Consider the following 20393-nt stretch of genomic DNA (forward strand, 5'->3'; position numbering starts at 1 on the left):
CCCACCCGCGCCCCGTACCGCACACCCCCTGGGAGGAAGGGCGATGACCAACCGGATGCTCCTGCGCTCGGGCCACATCGTGACGATGGACCCCGCGATCGGGGACCTGCCCCAGGGCGACGTCCTCATCGAGGACGGGAAGATCACGGCGGTCGAGCAGCGCATCGACGCCGACGTGGACGCCGAGGTCCTCGATATGACCGGGAGGATCGTGATCCCCGGCTTCGTCGACACCCACCGCCACACCTGGGAGACGTCCATCCGCGGCTGTGCTCCCGACGCCACGCTGGACGACTACTTCGTCGACGTCCTCGACACGTTCGCGCCCGTCTACACCCCCGAGGACGTGTACGCGGCCAACCTCGCGGGCACCCTGGAGTGCCTCAACGCGGGCATCACCACACTCGTCGACTGGTCCCACATCAACAACACGCCCGAACACCCCGACGCCGCCCTCCAGGCCCTCACCGAGACCGGCATTCGCGCCCAGTACGCCTACGGCAGTGCCAACACCTCGCTCTCCGACTACTGGTACGACAGCAAGATCGTGATGCCGGGCGACGACGTGCGCCGTATCCGCGACGCGTACTTCGCGTCCGACAGCGGCCTGCTGACCATGGCCCTGGCCACACGCGGCCCCGGCTTCTGCACGAACGACGTCGTCACCGCCGAGTGGGGCCTCGCCCGCGAACTCGGCATCCCCCTCACGGTGCACGTCGCGATGGGGCGGCTGGCCGGCCGCTTCGGCATGGTCAAGCAACTCCACGGCCTCGGCCTGCTCGGCTCCGACACCACCTACGTCCACTGCTGCTACCTCAGCGAGGAGGAGTGGGGGATGGTCGCCGACAGCGGCGGCACGGTCTCCATCGCCGCCCAGGTGGAGACCCAGATGGGACACGGCCGGCCGCCCGTGATGAAGGCGATCGAGCACGGGCTGCGGCCGTCCTTGAGTATCGACGTCGTCACCACCGTGCCCGGCGACATGTTCACCCAGATCCGCGCCGCCTTCGGCGCCGAACGGGCCCGCGTCAACGCCGACTGCTGGCAGGCCAACCTGCCCGTTCCCGACACCATGTTGACGGCACGTCAGATGCTGGAGATCGCCACGCTCAACGGAGCCCACGTGGCCGGCCTGGAGGACCGCACCGGCTCGCTCACCCCCGGCAAGCGGGCCGACGTGGTCGCCCTCGACGCCACCGCGCTCAACATGGCCCCGGTGTACGACGCGGCGGCCGCGGTCACCCTCAGCGCGGACGTGTCCAATGTGGACACCGTCATCGTCGACGGCGTGATCCACAAGCGCGACGGCCGACTGCTCGCCGACGCCGGCCGCGCCCGCCGCCTGGTCGAGGAGTCACGCGACCGGCTGGTGGCCGCCATGGAGGAGAGGAAGCGGCAGGCATGACCAACCACCTGGTGCGGCGCGCCGCCGAGGCACCCCAACTCCCGTACGACAGCGGCGGTTTCCGGCGATGGGCCGTCATCGGCGAGGAGGACGGCAGTGTCCACACCGGCTTCGGGCTGTGCGACCTGCGGCCCGACGGCGCGGTGGGCGCGCACGTCCACTCGTATGAGGAGAGCTTCCACATCCTCTCCGGGACCGTGATCCTCGATGTGCCCGACGGCTCGTTTCTCCTCGAAGAGGGCGACTACGGGCTGCTCCCGACGGGCATGCCGCACGCCTGGCGCGGCGCCGGGGACACCGTCGCCCGCTGGGCCGACATGCTCGCGCCGGTACCACGGGCCCGCTACGGGTACGACACCCAGGCGGTGCCCGCGCTGCCGGAACGCGAGCCGGTGCGGATCGACGTGCGCGACCCGCGCACCCGCTCGTACGGCCACTTCGAGCCCGCGCAGATGGATCCCGGGAAACAGTCCCAGGACCTCCTCGCCGTGTCGGCGAGCATGCGCACCGCGCTCCTCGTCTACAGCGGGATCACGGTGAAGATGATGGTGGACAGTGATCTGGGGGCGGTGGCCTCGACCATGTTCATGGTGCGGTACGCGCCCGACGGGGTCGCGGGCACGCACGACCATCCCTTCGAGGAGACGTATCTGATCCTCGAAGGAGCCGTGAACGCCACCTTCGACGACGAGAGTTACCTGCTGGGGCCGGGGGACACGGCCTGGGCGGGCGCCGGTTGCGTGCACGGCTTCTCCAACGCCGGTGACACGCCGGTGCGCTGGCTGGAGACGCAGGCGCCGCAGCCGCCGTCGCGGCACTCCTACCGGTTCACCAGGGACTGGGACTACCTGCGGGAGACGCTGGGGAACCGGAACCCGGGGATGCCGGAAGCGGAGCCGGGTATCCCGGAGGGGAACTCATGAGCAGCGTGGTCGTCATCGGCGGTACGTCCGGGATCGGCCGGGAGATCGCCCGGCACCGTGCCGGGCGCGGCGACGAGGTCGTGCTCACCGGACGCGACGCGCACCGGGCCGACACCGTCGCCAAGGAGGTCGGCGCGGCCCTGGGCCTCGGCCTCGACCTGTCCAGGCCGCACGAGACAGCCGGAGCGCTCACGGACGTGGGCCGCGTCGACCACCTGGTCCTCGTCGGGATCTCCCGCGACGACAACCGCGTCACCGAGTACGACATCGACGCGGCCATCCATCTCGTCACCCTCAAGCTGGTCGGCTACACGGAGGTCGTGCACGCGCTCCAGTCGCGACTGCACGACGACAGCGCCATCGTGCTGTTCGGCGGCCAGGCGAAGGAGCGGCCGTACCCGGGCGCCACCACCGTGGCCACGGTCAACGCGGGCGTGACCGGCCTCGTGCACACCCTCGCCACCGAACTCGCCCCGATCCGCGTCAACGCCATCCACCCGGGCGTCGTCGGCGACAGCCCCTTCTGGTCGGACAAGCAACACGACGCCCTGATCGCCAGGACGCCGACGGGCCGGCTGGCCACCATGCGGGACGTGGTCGACTCGGTGGACTTCCTCCTCGGCAACCGCTCGGTCAACGCGGTGAATCTGAGCGTCGACGGGGGCTGGCTGCTGCGTTGACGAACGGGCCTGCCGGTGTCAACGCCTCTGCTCTGTGGGTCAGTTGGCCCCACCGGTCATGTCCGGCAGGGGGCGCGAGCAGTGTGTTATCCGTACCTGTCCACGCGGCAGACCCGTGCCGCACGGAGCAGCTCTGCGCGTTCCTCCTCGCACAGGCCGCCCCAGACGCCCGCCGTCTGCCCGCTGTTGAGCGCCCAGGACAGGCACTGGCTGATCACCGGGCAGCGGGAACAGATGCGCTTGGCGGCGGCGATGTCCCTGAGAGCCGGACCCGATGTGCCCACGGGGAAGAACAGATCGGGGTCCTCTCCCACGCAGGCCGCACTCCGCAACCACTCCATGCGGGCGCGGGTGCCCCGCAGAGATGGGTGAAAACACGGCATCCCGCAGGGAGATGCCGTGACGGTTCTCGCCCTGCCCGGGCACACACCGGCATCCGCGCTGTCACTTCACAGAACGCACACACAGCCCCGCTGAACCTTTAAGTCTCAAGCGTTACGCTCACAGGAGTCGAGTGGCCGGAAGCGGCCCACCCGCAGTGCCACTCGTTCCCCCCACCAGGCACAGGAGAACGGTGTGCACGACGGCGACGTAGTGGTGATCGGCGGCGGCTATGCGGGCGTCCGGCTGGCGAAACGGCTGGACGGCGCGGCGCGGGTCACGCTGGTGGACCGCAAGGAGGTCTTCTTCCACCGGATAGCCTCCCTGCGCGCAGGCGTGCACCGGGCGTGGACGTTAACCCCCTTCATTCCGTACGACCGGCTGCTCCGCAACGGCCGTGTGGCCGTGGGCAAGGCGGTCCGTATCGACACCACCGATCGGCAGGTGGTGCTGGCCACGGGCGAGCGCCTCCCGTACGACGTGGTGGTGATCGCGACCGGCGCCGACTACCCCGAACCGGCCCGCTTCGTCGGCGGCACCAGCGAGGAGGCGGCCAAGTCGTTCGCCGGGCACCAGCGGAACATCGCGGGCGCCCACCACGTCCTGGTCGTCGGCGGCGGGCCCTCCGGTGTCGAGCTCAGCGCCGAGATCCGACTGGCCCGGCCGGACGCCCGGGTCACGCTCGCCCACTCCGGTCCGGCCCTGCTCGACTCCACGGGCAGCGCACGGGCCGGACGCAAGGCGTGTGCCTGGCTGGAGGCGCACGACGTGGAGGTGCGGCTCGACTCCTTCATGTCCCCCGGCAACGACTTCGGCACCTTCCGTGACAGCCGCGGCACCGTCATCGACGCCGACCTCTCCTTCTGGGCGACCGGCATCACTCCCAACACGCTCTGGCTGCGGCTGGCCGGGCACGGCGACTGGCTGAACGCGACCGGGCACGTGAAGGTCGACCGGACGCTCCGGGCAGGAGGGCAGCAGGACGTGTTCGCGGTCGGCGACGTGAACGACATCAGCGAGCTCAAGCTCACCCCCGTCGCGACCGCCCAGGCCGACCTCGCCGCCTGGAACATCCGTGCCTACCTGCAGAGTTCCGGCAAGCACCGGAAGGAGCCCCGCTCCTACCGGCCGGCCCACCGCACCCCGCTCATCGTGCCCTTCGGCCCGTCCGACGGCGTGACCATGGTGCCCGTGCCGGGCGGCGAGACCGCGGTCCTCGGCGGCCGCACCACCACCCTCGCCAAGGCGAAGACCCTCATGACCCCCTACATGAGGCGCCAGCTCGGGTACACCGCGGCCTGACACACGGACTCGGCGAGAACCCCGCCGAAAACCCCGGCGAAATCCCCGGCGAGGCGGCCGTGCTACAAGGTGGGGCCATGGAGACCGAGCCGATCACCCTGTCCACGCCGCGGCCCGTACGGCGGCCGACCCTCGTACAGGGCTGGCACGAACTGACCTTCCTGCACTGGCCGGTGGACCCCGACCGGGTGGCCGGGCTCCTGCCGCCCGGCACCCGCCCGGACACCCTCGACGGGGTCACCTACGTCGGCCTGGTCCCCTTCCTGATGCGCGGCGTGGGCCTGGGACCGGGCCCCGGCATGCCGTACCTCGGAACGTTCTGCGAGACGAACGTACGGCTGTACTCGGTCGACGACCACGGACGGCGCGGCGTCGTGTTCCGCTCCCTGGACGCGGCCCGGCTCATCCCCGCCCTGGTGGGCCGGCTCGGCGTACGCCTGCCCTACACATGGTCGAGGATGCGACTGCGCCGCGAGCACGACGTGCTCACCTACACCAGCCGTCGACGACGGACCACGGGTCGCAGCCCGGGACCGACGAGCCGCACCGTGGTGAGGACAGGTGGGCCCATAGCGCGGCCCACGGCGCTGGAACGCTTCCTCACCGCCCGTTGGGGCCTGCACGTCCCCTGGCACGGCCACACGGTCCACCTGCCGAACGAGCACGAGCCATGGCCGCTGCACCGGGCCGAACTGCTCGACCTGGACGGGGACCTGCTCACCGCCGCCGGACTGCCGCCCATGACGGAGCCACCGGTCAGCGTGCTCTACTCGCCGGGCGTCACCGTCCGCTTCGGCACGCCCTCCGCCGTCACCGCCCCACCGGTGACCGGCAGAAAGGCCCCCTGATTCCCCTGATTCAGCTCGCCACGACGCGATCCACGAACCCGGTCACGTCCGCCAGGACCTCGTCCTTGTTCGTCTCGTTGAACACCTCGTGCCGGGCACCCGGATAGACGCGCTCGGCCCAGTCGGAGCCCCGCAGATCCTCGATGCCCGTACGGCTCCCCGGCAGCGGCATGATCCGGTCGTCATCGCCGTGCACCCACAGCAGGGGGAGCGGACCGATGTCGCCGCTCTTGGAGATCGTCTCCAGGGTGCGGAGGATCGCCTCCAGCGTCGGCCGCTTGAACGGGCCGTGCCACACCAGCGGATCGGCCGCGTACACGGCACCGACCTCCGGGTCCCGGGACAGCAGGGCGGTGTCGATCGGCACGTCCGGCAGCTCGTCGTACGCGAGCAGCGTGCGGGGCAGTTCCCAGGTGCCGAGCACCGGTCCGGACAGGACGAGTGCGGCGAGCCCGGCACCGTACCGCTGGGCGTACCGCGCCGCGATGAGCCCGCCCATGGAATGGCCGATCAGCACGACCGGCACTCCGGGGTACGTGGCCCGGGCCAGCTCCTCCACCGAGTGCAGGTCGGTGACCACGTCCTCGAAGTCCTCGATCAGCACCCTCTCGCCCGCCGACTTCCCGTGCCCCATGTGGTCGGGCCCGAACACGGCGGCACCGTGAGCGGTGAGCACGTCGGCGACGTACGCGTACCGGCCGATGTGCTCCCCGTAGCCGTGCACCAGCAGGGCCACGTACCGCGGCCGTTCGTGTGGCCACTCACGTGCGACGACGCTTCCCCTGGTCCCGGTGACGGTGTGTTCGCGCGCGTCGGCCATGTCTCCTCCAACTGCGTCGGTGAAGGTTCCCGGGCGATCTTCCCAGCCGGCCGGGCGGCGGTCCACGGGGCGTGACGGACCGGGCGGCCCGATTCCGACGCCGGGAAGGCCACCTGTCGAGACGGTCCTGTCGCGTCGAGATGGGTGGGCCTAGCATCGGTCCCCGCATGAACACGATGACGCTCTGGCACATATCCCTGCCCGAATTCGCCGCGCTCGCCTTCGCGGCCCTGCTCGTGGGCTTCTCGAAGACGGCCGTCAGCGGGGCCAACACGGTCAGCCTCGCGATCTTCGCGGCCGTTCTGCCCGCCCGGGCGTCGACGGGCGTCCTGCTGCCGATACTGATCGTCGGGGACGTACTCGCCGTGCTGACCTACCGGCGGCACGCCCACTGGCCCACCCTCTGGCGGCTGTTCCCCGCCGTCGCCGCGGGCGTCGTCCTCGGCACGGTGTTCCTGATGTGGGCGGACGACGGGATCGTCCGGACCTCGATCGGCGCGATCCTGCTGATGATGGCCGCGGTCACGGTGTGGCGCCGCCGCACCGCCGAGAAGGAGGACGACCCCGAAGCGGTGACCACGCGGGCGGGCCGCGTCAAGGCCCGCTCGTACGGCGTCCTCGGCGGCTTCACCACGATGGTCGCCAACGCGGGCGGCCCCGTGATGTCGATGTACCTGCTCTCGGCCGGCTTCCGGAAACTCGGCTTCCTGGGCACGTCCGCCTTCTTCTTCCTCATCGTCAACGTGTCCAAGGTGCCCTTCAGCGTCGGCCTCGGCCTCATCGACGGACCCTCGCTCCTCCTCGACGCGGCCCTCGCCGCGTTCGTCCTGCCGGGAGCGCTCCTCGGCAGGTGGGCCGTGAACCGCATCAACCAGCGCCTCTTCGAGCGACTCGTCATCGCGGCGACGGTGGTGGGCGGAGTGCAACTCCTGATCCGCTGACGGGCGGGGGCGATGCTGCCCTTCCGCCGGACTCCCCGTCGAGGGACGCGCGGGTGCTGCCCGCCGACGGACTCGTACGCTCGACACCATGTCCCCGCACCACCACCTCCGCCCGCCCGCCCGGAAGGGCCTCCAGGGCTTCCACGTCCTCGTCCTTGGCGGCACCACCGAGGCGCGTGAACTCGCGGTATCGCTCGCGACGCGCCCCGGCGTCCGCGTGACCACGTCCCTCGCCGGACGGGTGTCGCGCCCCGAGGCACAGGCCGGTGACGTACGGATCGGGGGGTTCGGCGGGGCGGAGGGCCTGGCGGCCTGGCTGCGCGAGCACGAGGCCGACGCGGTCGTCGACGCCACGCACCCCTTCGCCACCGCCATCACTGCGAACGCGGCGCGCGCCGCGGCGGCGACCGGCGTACCGGCCGTGGTCCTGCGCCGCCCCGGCTGGCGCCCCGGCCCCGGCGACCGCTGGCACCCGGTGGACTCCCTCCCCGAGGCCGCCGCGCTCCTGCCCTCCCTCGGCCACCGCGTCTTCCTCACCACCGGCCGTCTGGGCCTCGCGGCTTTCGCCGACCTGGCCCAGACGTATTTCCTCGTACGGTCCGTGGAAGCCCCCGAGCTTCCGCTTCCACGCCACATCGAGGTGCTGCTGGCGCGAGGCCCGTTCACGGTCGACGGCGAGAGTGCACTGCTGAGTGAGCACCGCATCGACGTCCTCGTCACCAAGGACAGCGGGGGAGAGGCCACGGCCGCGAAGCTCGTGGCCGCCCGCGACCTCGGGCTGCCGGTCGTCGTCGTACGGCGGCCACCACTGCCGCCGGGCGTGACCGCGGTACCGGACGTACCGCAGGCTCTGTCCTGGCTGGGCCTCAGCCGCCCTGCCCCCGCGGATGCCTGCGCAGCAGATACGTGTCCATGATCCAGCCCTTGCGCTCGCGGGCCTCGGCGCGGAGGCGCTCGATTCGGGGAGCCGTGGAGGCGAGGGGGCCGGAGGCAAGGATTTCGTCCGGGGTGCCTATGTAGGCGCCCCAGTAGATGTCGATGTCCTCGTCTGCGTACTGCCGGAAGACCTGGTGGGCGTCGAGCATGACCACGACGTCGTCGACGTCCTCGGGGAACCCCTCGGCGAGCCGACGCCCCGTGGTGATCTGGACGGGCCGGGCCACCCGGTTCAGCCCTGTGCGGTGCCGTGCCACCAGGGCGGACACGCTGCTGATACCGGGCACGACGTCGTACTCGAAGGTCACGGCACCACGGCTCAGGACCTCGTCCAGGATCCCGAGCGTGCTGTCGTACAACGCGGGATCGCCCCACACCAGGAACGCACCGCTCTCGTCCTCGCCCAACTCCTCGGCGATGAGCCGCTCGTAGATTCCGGCGCGGGCACTGCGCCAGTCGCCGACGGCGGGGGAGTACGCGGCACCGCCGGCGCTGCGGTCCCGCTCCGGGTCGCGCGCCTCGACCAGCCGGTACGTCCCCTCCGGTATGTGCGCGTCGAGGATGTCACGGCGTAGCTGGACGAGGTCCGACTTCACCTCGCCCTTGTCCAGGATGAAGAACACGTCCGTGCTCCTCAGCGCCTTGACCGCCTGCAGGGTCAGCTGGTCGGGGTCGCCCGCCCCGATGCCGATGACATGTATCTTTCGCACACCCCGAGTCTGCCGCACCGCACTGACAGTCCCGCTCCAAGCCCCCGGCAACGGTCCTTGCGCCCACCTCCGACAGCACCTCCGACACCCTTACGCCGCCCCGCCCCCACGCAAGCGCGGCGCCGACTCCCCGGCGTCCACCACCGCCCCGTCGCGCTCCACGAACCTGGCCAACTCCCGTGCCCAGGCGCCGAGTTCCGACACATCGATCCCGTACGGACGCGGCTCCCCGGCCACGGCCGCCCACTCCTCAACCGCCCCGGCCCCACGCCGCAGCAACCGCGCCCCGCCCGTCACGTTCCCCCGAGCGGCGTGCGTGAGGCCCACCGCGAGCTGGGCGAGCCCGCGCCACAGGCCCCGTTCGTCGTCGGGCCGCGACTTCCAGGCGTCCTCGAAGACCTCGTGCGCATGGAACGGCTTGCCCGCGTCGAGCAGCGCCTGAGCCTCGGCGACGGTGTCCTGGGGGCCGCGTACGACGCCCTCCGGCTGCCGCTCCACGCCGTCCGCGCCGTACGGCAGGGGCCGCCCCAGCCCGTCCCGCGGCCGAGCGTTCCGCGCCCGCCCCTGCGCGTCCCGGTCACGCCTCTCGGCGGCCCGGCCCTCCGATGCGCCACTCATCCGCTCTGTCTCATTTGTGCGTCGCGTCCCGCTCATGAGTCGATTCTCCCCCGCCCACGTCCCCCGTCGAGGCGGCTCCCGGCGTGCGGTAAAGTTCTCATCGCGTGATCACGCGGGCCACCCGCGGAAACGCATCGGGACGTGGCGCAGCTTGGTAGCGCACTTGACTGGGGGTCAAGGGGTCGCAGGTTCAAATCCTGTCGTCCCGACTTTACGAAGTCGCAGGTCATGGGCTGTTTCAGAGGACATCTGAAGCAGCCCCTTGATCATTCTTGGGGACCGCTTGGGGACCAGCGCGCTTGACGGGGCTGTGGCGCACCTTGACCCGGTCAAGGTGCGCCACAGTTGGCAGGCCGGTGGCGCGGGTACATGGTCTGACCTGTGGCTTTCTGGGGCGTCCCGGACAGATGCCGGTGGCGGGTCACGTTCACTGGAGTGACCGCCGATACTCCTTCTGCTGCCGCTGCGGATGTCGCCGGTCGTGGCCTCATGCGTCCAGCACCGCCACGCCGGAGGGAGTGCGCGGTGCGGTCACGTGGCTGGCAGGAGCGTCAGCGCTCCTCCAGCGCGTCCAGCGCCACCGCCTGCGCGATGGCGAGGCGGCGGTCGAGGCCGGGGGCGAGGATGTCGAGCACGTACCGGTCCCGCAGCCCGAACTTCTTGTCGACCGCCATCAGCCGCTTGCCGCCCTCGGTGAAATCGAAGTGGTACGGCCAGAGGAACGGTACGAAATCCGTGAACGGCAGCCATTCCCAGGCCCGGCGTACCCCGGCCACCACCCGGTTGCGCTCGCGGCCGGTGAGATCCACCGTGCCCGGCTGCCGCATGCTCCAGGTCGAGCGGAGGAGGGAGGCGACGGCTTCGTTGCGGAAGGACCCGATGGTCCGGCCCGCAGCGTCCCGCACGTCGTACCCGGCTTCGGGGTCGAGCAGCTCACGGGCCTCGAATGCGCACAGGACGTGCTCCTTGGACTCGCCGGTGTAGAAGGTCATCTGTTCGCTGAGCGTCATCCGCTTCTGGTGGGCGAAGGCGACGACCTCGCCCTCGGAGCCGTCCGGCCGGACCGCGGTCACCACGTACTCCTTGGTCATGAGGGTCATCTTCTGCCGGATGGTGAACCGCTCGTGTGCCTGTACGTGCGCGCTGTCCATGTGACGTCTCCTGTTGTCTTCTTCTCGTGTCCGCCTGCCGGACATCCAGCTCGACCGGTCCATCGTCACCGTGGCGGCCGGCCCGGCGCAGTTCCCGGAAGTCGCGGTCCGGAACGACCGACGGTGACGGCACCGGACCCCCGAACGGCCGCCGTCCTGGCCAGGGTTGTCAACTTTCGTCGTCCGCCCGTACGACGGGCGGACGACGCGGGCGCTCCCGCTCGTTGCCTATCGTCGGTCCGTGGAAGTGGAAGAAGCAGACACCCCCCGTACCGCCCGGTCGTTCCTGACCCGGCTTGCCGCCGCGTCCCCCTGGAGCCGCTCCCGGATCGCCGGGGAGGCCGTGCTCACCGTCGCCCTCGCCGGGATCGCGGGGCTGGCCGATGCCGTGGGGGCCGGGTTCGGTGCCCGGACCTTCGCCGTCGTCACGGGCGTCGCCCTGCTGTCACTGACCCGGCGCGCCCTGCCGGCGACGGTGCTGGTCCTCTCCTCAGCCGCGGCGGGGGGACTGATCGCCGCGGTTCCGCTGCTCGTCTACGCGAGTTGGTCGGCGGGCAGCCGCATCGTGAAACCCTGGCGCGTGGCCATCGCGTACGCCACCGCGCTCGTGGCCCATACGGCGCTGATCGCCCATGACGAGATCACCGCCGGCTCCGCCTTGTCGCCGGTCACCACGGGCGCGGTGAGCGCCGGGGTGTTCCTGGCGCTGGCGAGCGTGCCGGGGCTGGCCGCCCGCTACCGGGCCCAGCGCCGCGCGCTGCTCGATGCGCTGCGGAGCAACAACGCCCAGCTCGTACGGGAGCAGGCGATGGTGGCACGGGAGGCGCGGCTGCTGGAGCGCCACCGGATAGCCAGGGACATGCACGACAGCCTCGGCCACCAACTCGCCCTGATCTCGGTGCACTCGGGTGCCCTGCAGGTCGACCCGGAGCTGACCGGGCGCCAGCGGGAAGGGGTACGGATCCTGCGGGACGCCTCCGTGGCCGCGATGGGCGAACTGCGCGAGGCCGTCGGGATCCTCCGTGAGGACCAGGACGAGCGGGACGAGCGTGACCCGCCCGCCGGCCCGGCCGACGGGCGTCCTGTCTCCCGGCCGGCCGCCTCCGTCGACGCTCTGGTCGAGTCCTCCCGGGCCGCGGGCGTGACCGTGGAGCTGCACCGTGAGGGCGTCCCCCGGCCGCTGGTCCCCGCCGTCGAGCATGCGGCGTACCGCATAGCGCAGGAAGGCCTGACCAACGCCCACAAGCACGCGCCGGGCGCCCCGATCAGCGTGGCCCTGCGCTACGAGCCGGACAGCCTGGTGGTGGAGGTCGCCAACGGGCCCGTACCGGCCGCGGCCGCACCGGCCCCGGCCGCGGTCAGCGGCGGCCAGGGACTGAGGGGCCTGGGGGAACGGGCCCGGCTCGTCGGCGGCATGGTGCACACCGGTCCCACTGCGGACGGCGGGTTCCGTGTCGCGGGCCTGCTGCCGTACGGCACCGGGGACGGCGAGCCGGGGCCGGGCCCGGACGGCGCGACCTCCGTCGGTCCCGGGAGCGACTTTGGGGGGCAGATGAGGAGGGGCGCGGCCGGCGACCGTGGAGCGGTCATCAACTACATCGATCCGCCAACGGAGTTCACCACCGCCATGACCAACAAGAAGAATGTGGCCATCGGCTGCGCCGCCATTGCTGTCGTTCTCGTCGGGGGCATCGTCGCCCTGGGGACATGGGGGACGAAGGAGGTGATGAAGGAGATGAAGAAGGCCGAGATATCGCCGAGCGTGTACGAGTCGGTGAAGATCGGCGACGCGGAGGCCGATGTACAGGACAAACTCCCTGACGGGGACTCGTGGCTGACATCGGATCTGTCGGACCAGGGTCCGGAGCTGCCCGAGGGCGCGACCTGCCGTTACTTCGCCTCCGACGAGGACGACAACCTCGACTCCATGACCGTCTTCCGGTTCTGCTTCCGTGACGGGAAGCTGGTCGCGAAGGACACCTACCAGGCGACGTGACCCGGTACGCCGCCCCGCCGCTCGCCGCGAGGCAGCGCGGTACCGCCGGACCTCGGCGGGAAGCACCCGGTCGGGTCAGGGCATGATGGCGGGGCCACGCCGTCCGCTCCACGACCGACACCCCGCAGGAGGCTGTGTGATCCGGGTCCTCGTCGCCGACGACGAGCCGCTCATCCGGGCCGGCATCAGGATGATCCTCACCTCGGCCGCCGACATCGACGTCGTGGCCGAGGCGGGGAACGGCCGTGAGGCGGTGGAGACCGCCCGGGGCACCGTCGTGGACGTGGCCCTGCTGGACATCCAGATGCCGGTGATGGACGGACTGACGGCCCTGAGCGAGCTGCGCCGTGCCGCGCCGGACGTGCGGGTGCTGATCCTCACCACGTTCGGCGAGCGGGACAACGTCCTGCGTGCGCTCGGCCACGGCGGCGCCGGCTTCTTGCTCAAGGACTCCGCGCCCGACGAGCTGATCCACGCGGTGCGGGCGGCGGCGGCCGGGAACGCCTATCTCTCGCCCGCGGCCACCCGCCACGTGGTGGACGCCCTCGCCTCCCCCGGGGCCACCACCCGCGCGGATGAGGCCAGACAGCGTGTCGGCCGGCTGTCGGCCCGGGAGCGCGACGTGCTCGCGCTGCTCGGCGAGGGACTCTCCAACGCGGACGCGGGCGGGCGGCTGCATATGAGCGAAGCCACCGTGAAGACCTATGTGAGCCGCATCCTGACCAAGCTCGAGTGCGAAAACCGGGTACAGGCGGCGCTGCTCGCCCGTGACGCCGGAGTGCACCCGGGCGGGGGGTGAACTTCAGGGGCCGATACGGTGCCCGCGTTCTCCGCAGATCCGGACGACGGGCTCCGGGGCGGCTGCTTCCCGCGTTCCCGCCCACGGAATATCCGGCCTTCCCCGGCTGTTGTGCACATGAATGTGCTGCTCGTCGGGGTTCGAGGAGATCGACATCCCCGACATCCCCGACGTCCCGGATCTTCCCCGGGCTGTTGTCGGTCAGCCTGGGTCCGGGAAGGTGCCGAGCCGACTGATCGTGTTGGTGATCTCTTCCGTCCATGGCCAGTGGCGGGCAAATCGCAGGCGGCGTTGGCGTGCGGTCGCGATGAGTTGGGCAGCGTCGGAGAACAGCCGCAGCCTCCCACGGCAGCAGCGACCGGCACGTCAAGGTCCGGTGCTTCCGGGTCGAGACAGCGTGACGGCGGTGGTGCCGACCGGGCCGGCACCACCGCCGTCACCTCATCACGCCACCGCTCGCTCCCGGGCTGTTGGATCCAGGACCGGCCTTCGGACTCGGGGCGTGGTCTCGGACATAGACGGTGACTCGCGCCCCGTTGACATGGGTTGTTCCGTACTCGCGGAAATGGCGCCGCAGGGTGCTTGTTTTCGCTTCCTCCTGCGGGTTGGTCGCCGAGTGCGCACCCGCCGCACGGACCGCGACGATCCGGTCGAATTCCAGCATGCGTGCCGCTATGTCCTGGGCGGGAAGCTCGACACCTGCAAGTGTGTTCGACGAAACGGGATCCTGTGCCAGGGCGAGATCTGTCAGAAAACGGGTGTCCTCGGGGTTGGCCGCGGTCAAGATCCGGTGCTGGCCGGAGAGATAGAGCAGCCCGTCGCCGGGACGGCCTTCCTTGCGTACGGCGGCGCCGATGGCGGTGACGTCATTGCTCCGGCTCTGGGGCGTCCTCAGCGAAAGGCTCGGCGGGACGAGCGCGGCCAGTACGGCAACCGCCGCGATCAACGCGTTGAGGGAAGACCGCTGAAGCCGGTGGAAGTAATCCATCCAGGCGCCCAGCAGCAAGGCGATTCCGATACTGCTGTAGAGCACATACCGGTCGACGAAAAGGGGCTTGACCAGTGAGGCGATCAGCAGCAGAAGGCCCGGAAGCGCAACAATCGGTACAGCCAGCACGGAGAGCCGCACGGGCCCTCTGGCCCCCAGGGGTGCCAGGGCACACGCCACGCCCACGACCGCCATGGCCAGGAAACCAGGAAGCCGCACCGGTCCGTCGATCCAGGACAGCTGCCCCGACTGTCCCGCACTACGGATCGCCAGCGGCAACAGCCCGGCCACAACGCCCGCGGCAGTCACGCTCCACGCCTTCAGCACCGGTCGTGGAACACGGGAGACGACCAGTGTGACGCCGTGTGCGACCAGGGCGAGGACCGCGAACTCATGGAGCAGACAGGCCAGCAGCATGGTGGAGCCATAGACCGCCCACCGCCACCGGGCGCGATGCGGGACGCTGATCACGAGCGCATAGGTGGCCCAGGTGACCAGGGCACAGACCATGGCATACGAGCGGCCTTCCTGCGCGTACTTCTGTACCTGGGGAAGGAGCGCGAACACCAGCCCGGCCAGCAGCCCGGCACGGGGTCCCGCCAGGCGTAGCCCCAGAAGCCCGACTCCGCTCGCCGCCACGGACATCGCCAGCACGGACGGCAGCCGCAACGTCAGCAGCCCTCCGCCGAAGAGACCGAAGATCTCATGCATCACGGCGTAGTAGAGGGCATGGACCAGATCAACATGCTGGGCGGTGAGCCATATCTGCGAAAGATCGCGGTGCGCGAGCTGATAGGTGACGGACTCGTCCCCCCACATGGTGTTCTTCCTGCGGATACCCCAGAGCCCCAGAGCGACGGTCAGCGACAAGGGCGCGATGACGACAACGGCTTTGGCCGGGCTCGGTGATCGTCGACGGGCGGGTACGGGAGGGGAAACCGTCCTGGCCACGGCGGGGGCACGTTCATCAAGGTACATCGGCGACAGGGCCTTTCAGCAGTGGCGAAGAAACTCCGCCAGCGTGCCCGGACCTCGTTGACCGGATGCTGACCCAACCTGACCGGCTGATCAGGAAGGCGCGCCGGCGCTGTGCGAGGCTGCACCGCATGCGCATCCTGGTGGTCGAAGACGAGGTGGACCTTGCCCAGACCCTGCACACCGGTCTGACCGCCGAGGGCTACAGCGTCGACCTCGCCCACGACGGCCGGCAGGGACTGTGGATGGCCAGGTCCGGCGAATACGCCCTGGTCGTACTGGACTTGATGCTGCCCGGACTCAACGGCTACAAGGTCTGCGCCCAGTTGCGCCGGGAGGGCAACGCGACCCCCATCCTGGTGCTCACCGCCAAGGACGGGGACTGGGACCAGGCAGAGGCCCTGGACACGGGGGCCGACGACTACCTGGCCAAACCCTTCTCCTACCTGGTGCTCGTCGCACGGCTGCGGGCCCTGGTCAGACGAGCCGTCACGGTCGCCCCGCCCGTCCTCGCCGTGGGCGACCTCTCGTTGGACGTCGCCGGCCGGGTCTGCCGCCGGGCCGGGGCCCGGGTGGAACTCACGCCCAGGGAGTTCGCCGTGCTGGAGCTGCTGGCCCGCCGGGCGGGCCAGGCGGTCTCCAAAGCGGATCTGCTGTATCACGCGTGGCCCGACGAAGCCCTGGACCCCAACCTGGTGGAGGCGCGCGTCAGCGCACTGCGCAAGAAGGTGGACTCCGCGTTCGGCCGACGGTCCCTGCAGACCGTACGGGGTACCGGCTACCGGCTGGTGGACGACCGTGAACGCGACTGAGCCGCGACGCCGCTGGTGGCCGCGTTCGGTACGGGCCCGCACGGCCCTGGCCGCAGCCTCGGCCGCCGCCGTCATCCTGGTGGGCATCGGCTGGTGGATACACCGCGACGTCTACCGCGAGAGCACGCGGATCGCCGAAGAGCAGGCGCAGGAACAGCTCCTGGCTCTCGTCGATCAGCTGGAGGAGGGTGTGGTTCCCGTTCGCCGAAGCCCCGTGCCGTACGAGGTCGTCGCGACCGGCCGCCACGCCGCCGTCGCCTACGGCGGAGGCATGGAGGAGTTCGATCCCGGCACCCGCCATGTGCTGCCCGCCCCACCGAAGGCCGAGTTGCCCGCCCCACCGGACGACGGGGCGGTCTGGGGCTACACGACCCGTCCCATGCGCATACCGGCGCGCCCCGACTCCAAGCCCTGGGACCTGTTCGGCAAGGACGGTGGGACCTACCTGGTCATGTACGACGATGTCAGGGCCGATGAGCTGAGCGCCGACAGAGCCGCCGCTTTGGGTGTCGCCCCCGACGCCCAACTGCGGGTCTACGCGGTGGTGCTCCCGCACGCAGGCGAGGACATCGCCGAGGCGATCACCGAGGCCACCGACCGCCTGCTGCTGCGGGCCGGGCTCGTGGGCCTCGTACTGATCGCCGCCGTCGCCTACTTCGCCGTCCGTATCGCGCTGCGGCCGGTCGAAGCCATCCGCGTCCTCACCGCCTCCGTCACCGCGAGCGACCCCCGCGAACGCGTCACCGTCCCCGCCACGGGACACGAGATCACCGCCCTGGCCACCACCATCAACACCACCCTCCAGCGCCTCGACAACGCCGCCGCCCGGCAACGCCGCTTCGTCGCGGACGCCGCCCACGAACTCCGCAGCCCCCTCACCACACTCCTGGCCAGCCTGGAGGTCGCACTCGCCTACCCGGAACGCACCGACTGGCCCGCCGCGGCCACCACCGCCGCACGACAGACCCGCCGCCTCCAGGCCCTCGCCGAAGACCTGCTGCTCCTCGCCCGCCTCGACACCCGCACCCCCACCACCGGCCCCGACACCGTCGACCTGACAGCCCTCGCCTCCCGGCTGACCGAGCAATACCCCCTCACCGAACGACCGTTGACCCTCACCTGCGACAGCACCGCCCCAGCACACGTACACGGAAACCCCGACGAATACGAACGGCTGCTGCGCAACCTCATCGACAACGCCGCCCGCCACGCCGCACACCGCATCCAGATCACCATCCGAAACCAGGACGCCTGGGTCGTCCTCACGGTGCACGACGACGGACCGGGCGTACCCACCGAGGACGCCGAGCGCATCTTCGAACGCTTCGTCCGGCTCGACGACGCCCGCTCCCGCGACCACGGCGGCACCGGCCTGGGCCTCGCCATCGCACGCGACCTGGCCCACCGCCACCGAGGCACCCTCACCCTCACCCCCCGGACCCTCGGAGCATGCTTCCAGCTACGCCTTCCCCGAGCCCCCGCCCCAGCCGAGAAATGACGCGCTTCACCGCGGCCGCACCGGCCACCCGATGAGCCGGCCGGCCAAGCACAAACGGCACGGGCTGCCGGTCATCGCCCTGACCGATGTCAAGGGGCGGCTGCTGTGGACCTCCACCGCCCGACCCACGCGCGGCTCGGAGATCACCGCCTGCCGAGGTCGGCCGACTCCGCGCGGCCGGCCTCGCCGCGATCGCCGACCTCGGCTTCGTCGGCCTCGACGGTGGTGGCGACGACAGCAGCGACCCGGCGGTCATCACCGGCTACAAGAAGCCCAAGGGCAAGAAGCTCCCGCCCGCGAAGAAGCAGGTCAACCAGCTGATCGCCGCAGAACGAGCCGTCTGCGAACACGCCTTCGCACACCTGAAGAACTGGCGCGTACTGACCCGGCTCCGCCTCGACGTCAAGTGGGCCACCCGGCTCGTCCGCGCGCTGATGGTCCTCAACCGGCACGGGATCGCCCGCTGACCGACGATCTTCACCGCAGACAGCCGCCGCCGACCAGCACGAGCATGACCTCACCCACTCATGCCACCCCCATGACCTGCGCGTTCAAGATGAACGCAACTCAGTGGTGTAGCAGTGATTCCTGGCCATGGCAGGACAACATCCGCGAGCTCAGGCGGAGGGTCGCGAGCTCTCACGCCGTGACCGGCCATGGCGAACCGCCTCCTGACCCGGCGGCGGCCCTTGGATGTGTGTCGTGGGTGTCCTGTCGACGATGTGCAAGCGTCTCCTCCTCCAACTGGGATGAGGGCTCGGCGGTGTTGGCTTGGGGACCAGCTCTGGGGACCAGTGTTCGGTGCACGGATCTGCCTCGCGGCGTCGGTCGTGGTGAAGGTCAAGGAAGAGTGGGAAAGCGCCCCAGGGCTGGAATGAGAGGCGGTCAGTGCAAGGTGCTGCGCGAGGCAGACCCGGACTTCGCGCTGTTCGACGGGACCCTCGCCGAGTGCCTCTGGGGCGGCGACAGCGTCGTCACAGACGAGTCGGCACAGGGCTGTGGATCTCGCCTGCGCTGCTGGGACGCACTCACGACCTGGCAGCGGCCCGCACCCACCGCGTCATCCGGATCTGCGAGCGGCACGGCGTACCCACGTTTCACGAAGCGTCTGGCCGCAGAGCTATGACCGCGAGTGGGGACCAGCTCGGGACCACACGGTGTGCGCGATGGTGCACGAAGGAGCCTTGTGTACGCATCCTGCGTCCTGGTTAAGTCCGCTATGTTCAGAAAATACCTTCGACGCTCACTCCTGAGGGTCAAGGGGGCGCAGGTTCAAATCCTGTCGTCCCGACGGTGCGAAGAGTCTTCGCGGGCGAGAGCCTGTGAGGGCCCTTTTCGTATGGGTCGTTTCCGATCTTCGAGGTTGAGTCCGCCGCTCATCGGCACCTTTACTCGGAGGCCGGCGAAGATTCCGCTCTTGGACCTGGGCAGGATCACTGCGGGTCTGTCGAGACCTGGTCGGGTCCGAACGCTCGATGCCCGTGTTCGGCAGCGGGTGAGCCTCGCCCCTGAACGTGTCAGCGCCGTGGGGGAGCGGTCGACCCGCGTACCACCAGCCGCAGCTCGGTCTCCTCGTGTTTCGCCGCGGTGCGGCCGTTGATCCGCTCGAGAAGCAGGCGTACGGCACGTCGGCCGAGGTCGTCGCCGGACTGGTCCACCGTCGTGAGCGAGAGCCCGGGATGGCTTGCGAAGCGCACGTTGTCGTATCCCACGACGGACAGGTCGCTCGCGTCCAGGCCGCGCTCCCTGACCGCGCGAAGTACCTCGAACGCGAGGTCGTCGTGCGAGGCGAAGATCGCGGTCGGCGCGTCGGCCGAGTCCAGCAGCCCGACCGTGGCGTGGTAGGCGTCGCTCGTCGAGAGCGTCCGCAGCACCTGGATGTGGGACTCCCGGCCGTTTCGGGCCATCTCGTCGAGGTAGGCGCCCAGTCTCACCGCGAGCGCCCCTCCCTCCTGCGCCGTGGCTTCCTCGCTCCGTGTGAGGTGCGCGATGCTGCGGTGTCCCAGGTCGAAGAGGTGCCGCATCACGAGGCGTGCCCCTTCGTCGTCGCCGCCCGCGACGGTGTCGTAGTTGACCGACGGGTCGTGCCGCGACACCAGCACCAGGGGAATCCGCGACGCCAGGTTCTCCAGCCAAGCGGGTGTGGCGCGCGGGGCGATCGCGACGAGGCCGTCGACCCGCAGGTCGACGAGCGCGTCGATCGCATGCTGGCCCTCGGGGTCGCCGGGAGCGATGACCAGCCGGTATCCGGTTCCCTCGATCCCCTCGGCGGCTCCGCGCAGGATGCGGCTGAGCGCCGGGTTCTCGATCTCGTGGAGTTCGAACCCGATCGTGAAGCTCGATCCGCGGATCGCCCGTGCCGCGACACTCGGCCGGTATCCGAGGCGTTCGATGGCCGATTCGACCCGCTTGCGCATGTCGGGACTCACGCCGTAGGCGTCGCGGATGACCTTGGAAACCGCCGCGCGTGACACCCCGGCCTCGCGTGCGACGTCCATCATCGTGACGGCCTTACCTGGCCTCACAGCACCTCCCCTTCGCCGGCACCGCGGCTTCTGGACCGTGCTGCCACCCTATCGAGAGGGCGATGGGCATCTCCTCTCTTCGTGG

The 20393-nt window shown here is 70.5% G+C and carries 19 protein-coding genes, 1 tRNA gene and 1 pseudogene; 14 read left to right on the forward strand and 7 right to left on the reverse strand.

The genetic code is table 11. The features are described 5' to 3' along the window. The first annotated feature begins 43 nt into the window (after positions 1 to 43). Genes E0500_RS24885 through E0500_RS24895 form a run of 3 tightly spaced genes read left to right on the forward strand, consistent with a single transcriptional unit; the run spans position 44 to position 3008 of the window. Positions 44 to 1405 (forward strand): amidohydrolase family protein, encoded by a 1362-nt coding sequence (locus tag E0500_RS24885; RefSeq protein WP_131562549.1) that lies wholly within the window; start codon positions 44 to 46, stop codon positions 1403 to 1405. Beyond that, positions 1402 to 2328, forward strand: coding sequence for a cupin domain-containing protein (locus E0500_RS24890; protein ID WP_131562547.1), 927 nt, complete (start codon positions 1402 to 1404; stop codon positions 2326 to 2328). Before E0500_RS24885 ends, E0500_RS24890 begins: the two co-directional genes overlap by 4 nt. Next, complete coding sequence (locus E0500_RS24895) at positions 2325 to 3008, forward strand: SDR family NAD(P)-dependent oxidoreductase (RefSeq protein ID WP_131562545.1); 684 nt, start codon at positions 2325 to 2327, stop codon at positions 3006 to 3008. The genes E0500_RS24890 and E0500_RS24895 overlap by 4 nt, the downstream gene beginning before the upstream one ends. A gap of 86 nt (positions 3009 to 3094) precedes the next feature. On the opposite strand, the gene E0500_RS24900 is transcribed toward E0500_RS24895, so the two are convergent. Beyond that, the gene (locus E0500_RS24900) at positions 3095 to 3349 is read right to left on the reverse strand and encodes a WhiB family transcriptional regulator (protein ID WP_131562543.1); all 255 of its coding nucleotides are present in this window, start codon (positions 3347 to 3349) and stop codon (positions 3095 to 3097) included. Positions 3350 to 3584: 235 nt separating this feature from the next. Here E0500_RS24900 and E0500_RS24905 point away from each other — a divergent pair, with 235 nt between their 5' ends. After that, the gene (locus tag E0500_RS24905; protein WP_131562541.1) at positions 3585 to 4691 is read left to right on the forward strand and encodes an FAD-dependent oxidoreductase; all 1107 of its coding nucleotides are present in this window, start codon (positions 3585 to 3587) and stop codon (positions 4689 to 4691) included. 77 nt (positions 4692 to 4768) lie between these two features. Further along, positions 4769 to 5539: a YqjF family protein gene (locus E0500_RS24910; RefSeq protein WP_131562539.1), complete on the forward strand. Its 771-nt coding sequence runs from the start codon at positions 4769 to 4771 to the stop codon at positions 5537 to 5539. Positions 5540 to 5549: 10 nt separating this feature from the next. Here the strand turns inward: E0500_RS24910 and E0500_RS24915 are convergent, their stop codons facing one another. Further along, the gene (locus tag E0500_RS24915; protein WP_131562537.1) at positions 5550 to 6359 is read right to left on the reverse strand and encodes an alpha/beta hydrolase; all 810 of its coding nucleotides are present in this window, start codon (positions 6357 to 6359) and stop codon (positions 5550 to 5552) included. A gap of 167 nt (positions 6360 to 6526) precedes the next feature. On the opposite strand from E0500_RS24915, the gene E0500_RS24920 reads away from it, so the two are divergent. Further along, positions 6527 to 7300 carry a sulfite exporter TauE/SafE family protein gene (locus E0500_RS24920; RefSeq protein WP_131562535.1) on the forward strand — a complete coding sequence of 258 codons (774 nt, stop codon included), beginning with the start codon at positions 6527 to 6529 and terminating at the stop codon, positions 7298 to 7300. A gap of 88 nt (positions 7301 to 7388) precedes the next feature. Beyond that, entirely contained in the window at positions 7389 to 8216 is an 828-nt protein-coding gene (locus tag E0500_RS24925; RefSeq protein ID WP_131562533.1) for a cobalt-precorrin-6A reductase, read from the forward strand. Here E0500_RS24925 and cobF read toward each other — a convergent pair. Next, on the reverse strand, positions 8167 to 8946 hold the full coding sequence (cobF, locus tag E0500_RS24930; protein ID WP_131562532.1) for a precorrin-6A synthase (deacetylating): 780 nt from the start codon (positions 8944 to 8946) through the stop codon (positions 8167 to 8169). The two genes, E0500_RS24925 and cobF, sit on opposite strands and share 50 nt — an antisense overlap. A 90-nt stretch (positions 8947 to 9036) precedes the next feature. Continuing rightward, on the reverse strand, positions 9037 to 9564 hold the full coding sequence (locus E0500_RS24935) for a DUF309 domain-containing protein (RefSeq protein WP_131562530.1): 528 nt from the start codon (positions 9562 to 9564) through the stop codon (positions 9037 to 9039). A 135-nt stretch (positions 9565 to 9699) separates the two neighbouring features. Between E0500_RS24935 and E0500_RS24940 the strand changes: the two genes are divergently transcribed. Then, positions 9700 to 9773, forward strand: a tRNA-Pro gene (locus E0500_RS24940). A gap of 342 nt (positions 9774 to 10115) precedes the next feature. Here E0500_RS24940 and E0500_RS24945 read toward each other — a convergent pair. Continuing rightward, positions 10116 to 10715, reverse strand: a complete 600-nt coding sequence (locus tag E0500_RS24945; RefSeq protein WP_131562528.1) for a hypothetical protein — start codon at positions 10713 to 10715, stop codon at positions 10116 to 10118. A 247-nt stretch (positions 10716 to 10962) separates the two neighbouring features. Here E0500_RS24945 and E0500_RS24950 point away from each other — a divergent pair, with 247 nt between their 5' ends. Continuing rightward, a complete protein-coding gene (locus E0500_RS24950; RefSeq protein ID WP_131562558.1) occupies positions 10963 to 12711 on the forward strand; it encodes a histidine kinase in 1749 nt (582 codons plus the stop codon). A gap of 136 nt (positions 12712 to 12847) precedes the next feature. Then, positions 12848 to 13510, forward strand: coding sequence for a response regulator transcription factor (locus E0500_RS24955; RefSeq protein ID WP_131562526.1), 663 nt, complete (start codon positions 12848 to 12850; stop codon positions 13508 to 13510). 436 nt (positions 13511 to 13946) lie between these two features. On the opposite strand, the gene E0500_RS24960 is transcribed toward E0500_RS24955, so the two are convergent. Beyond that, positions 13947 to 15476 carry a glycosyltransferase family 39 protein gene (locus E0500_RS24960; RefSeq protein WP_165934960.1) on the reverse strand — a complete coding sequence of 510 codons (1530 nt, stop codon included), beginning with the start codon at positions 15474 to 15476 and terminating at the stop codon, positions 13947 to 13949. A gap of 128 nt (positions 15477 to 15604) precedes the next feature. On the opposite strand from E0500_RS24960, the gene E0500_RS24965 reads away from it, so the two are divergent. The 4 genes and pseudogenes from E0500_RS24965 to E0500_RS24980 form a co-directional block, all read left to right on the forward strand. Further along, positions 15605 to 16285, forward strand: coding sequence for a response regulator transcription factor (locus tag E0500_RS24965; RefSeq protein ID WP_131562554.1), 681 nt, complete (start codon positions 15605 to 15607; stop codon positions 16283 to 16285). After that, positions 16272 to 17783 carry a cell wall metabolism sensor histidine kinase WalK gene (locus E0500_RS24970; protein ID WP_131562524.1) on the forward strand — a complete coding sequence of 504 codons (1512 nt, stop codon included), beginning with the start codon at positions 16272 to 16274 and terminating at the stop codon, positions 17781 to 17783. Before E0500_RS24965 ends, E0500_RS24970 begins: the two co-directional genes overlap by 14 nt. A gap of 86 nt (positions 17784 to 17869) precedes the next feature. After that, positions 17870 to 18250: a transposase family protein gene (locus tag E0500_RS24975; protein WP_131562522.1), complete on the forward strand. Its 381-nt coding sequence runs from the start codon at positions 17870 to 17872 to the stop codon at positions 18248 to 18250. Between the two features lie 416 nt (positions 18251 to 18666). Continuing rightward, positions 18667 to 18875 (forward strand): annotated as a pseudogene (locus E0500_RS24980) (IS5/IS1182 family transposase); the annotation flags it as partial. A 425-nt stretch (positions 18876 to 19300) separates the two neighbouring features. On the opposite strand, the gene E0500_RS24985 reads toward E0500_RS24980, so the two are convergent. After that, entirely contained in the window at positions 19301 to 20284 is a 984-nt protein-coding gene (locus E0500_RS24985) for a LacI family DNA-binding transcriptional regulator (protein WP_131562552.1), read from the reverse strand. Positions 20285 to 20393: the final 109 nt, after the last annotated feature.

The sequence above is a fragment of the Streptomyces sp. KM273126 genome (assembly GCF_004337435.2).
Classification (GTDB): Bacteria; Actinomycetota; Actinomycetes; order Streptomycetales; family Streptomycetaceae; genus Streptomyces; species Streptomyces acidicola.

What these genes read in the sequence shown, in the direction of transcription:
- E0500_RS24885 (WP_131562549.1), top strand. Translation starts at nt 44, where the DNA reads ATGACCAACCGGATGCTCCTGCGCTCGGGCCACATCGTGACGATGGAC.
- E0500_RS24890 (WP_131562547.1), top strand. Translation starts at nt 1,402, where the DNA reads ATGACCAACCACCTGGTGCGGCGCGCCGCCGAGGCACCCCAACTCCCG.
- E0500_RS24895 (WP_131562545.1), top strand. Translation starts at nt 2,325, where the DNA reads ATGAGCAGCGTGGTCGTCATCGGCGGTACGTCCGGGATCGGCCGGGAG.
- E0500_RS24900 (WP_131562543.1), bottom strand. Translation starts at nt 3,349, where the DNA reads ATGGAGTGGTTGCGGAGTGCGGCCTGCGTGGGAGAGGACCCCGATCTG.
- E0500_RS24910 (WP_131562539.1), top strand. Translation starts at nt 4,769, where the DNA reads ATGGAGACCGAGCCGATCACCCTGTCCACGCCGCGGCCCGTACGGCGG.
- E0500_RS24915 (WP_131562537.1), bottom strand. Translation starts at nt 6,359, where the DNA reads ATGGCCGACGCGCGCGAACACACCGTCACCGGGACCAGGGGAAGCGTC.
- E0500_RS24920 (WP_131562535.1), top strand. Translation starts at nt 6,527, where the DNA reads ATGAACACGATGACGCTCTGGCACATATCCCTGCCCGAATTCGCCGCG.
- E0500_RS24925 (WP_131562533.1), top strand. Translation starts at nt 7,389, where the DNA reads ATGTCCCCGCACCACCACCTCCGCCCGCCCGCCCGGAAGGGCCTCCAG.
- E0500_RS24935 (WP_131562530.1), bottom strand. Translation starts at nt 9,564, where the DNA reads ATGAGTGGCGCATCGGAGGGCCGGGCCGCCGAGAGGCGTGACCGGGAC.
- E0500_RS24945 (WP_131562528.1), bottom strand. Translation starts at nt 10,715, where the DNA reads ATGGACAGCGCGCACGTACAGGCACACGAGCGGTTCACCATCCGGCAG.
- E0500_RS24960 (WP_165934960.1), bottom strand. Translation starts at nt 15,476, where the DNA reads ATGTACCTTGATGAACGTGCCCCCGCCGTGGCCAGGACGGTTTCCCCT.
- E0500_RS24965 (WP_131562554.1), top strand. Translation starts at nt 15,605, where the DNA reads ATGCGCATCCTGGTGGTCGAAGACGAGGTGGACCTTGCCCAGACCCTG.
- E0500_RS24975 (WP_131562522.1), top strand. Translation starts at nt 17,870, where the DNA reads ATGTCAAGGGGCGGCTGCTGTGGACCTCCACCGCCCGACCCACGCGCG.
- E0500_RS24985 (WP_131562552.1), bottom strand. Translation starts at nt 20,284, where the DNA reads ATGATGGACGTCGCACGCGAGGCCGGGGTGTCACGCGCGGCGGTTTCC.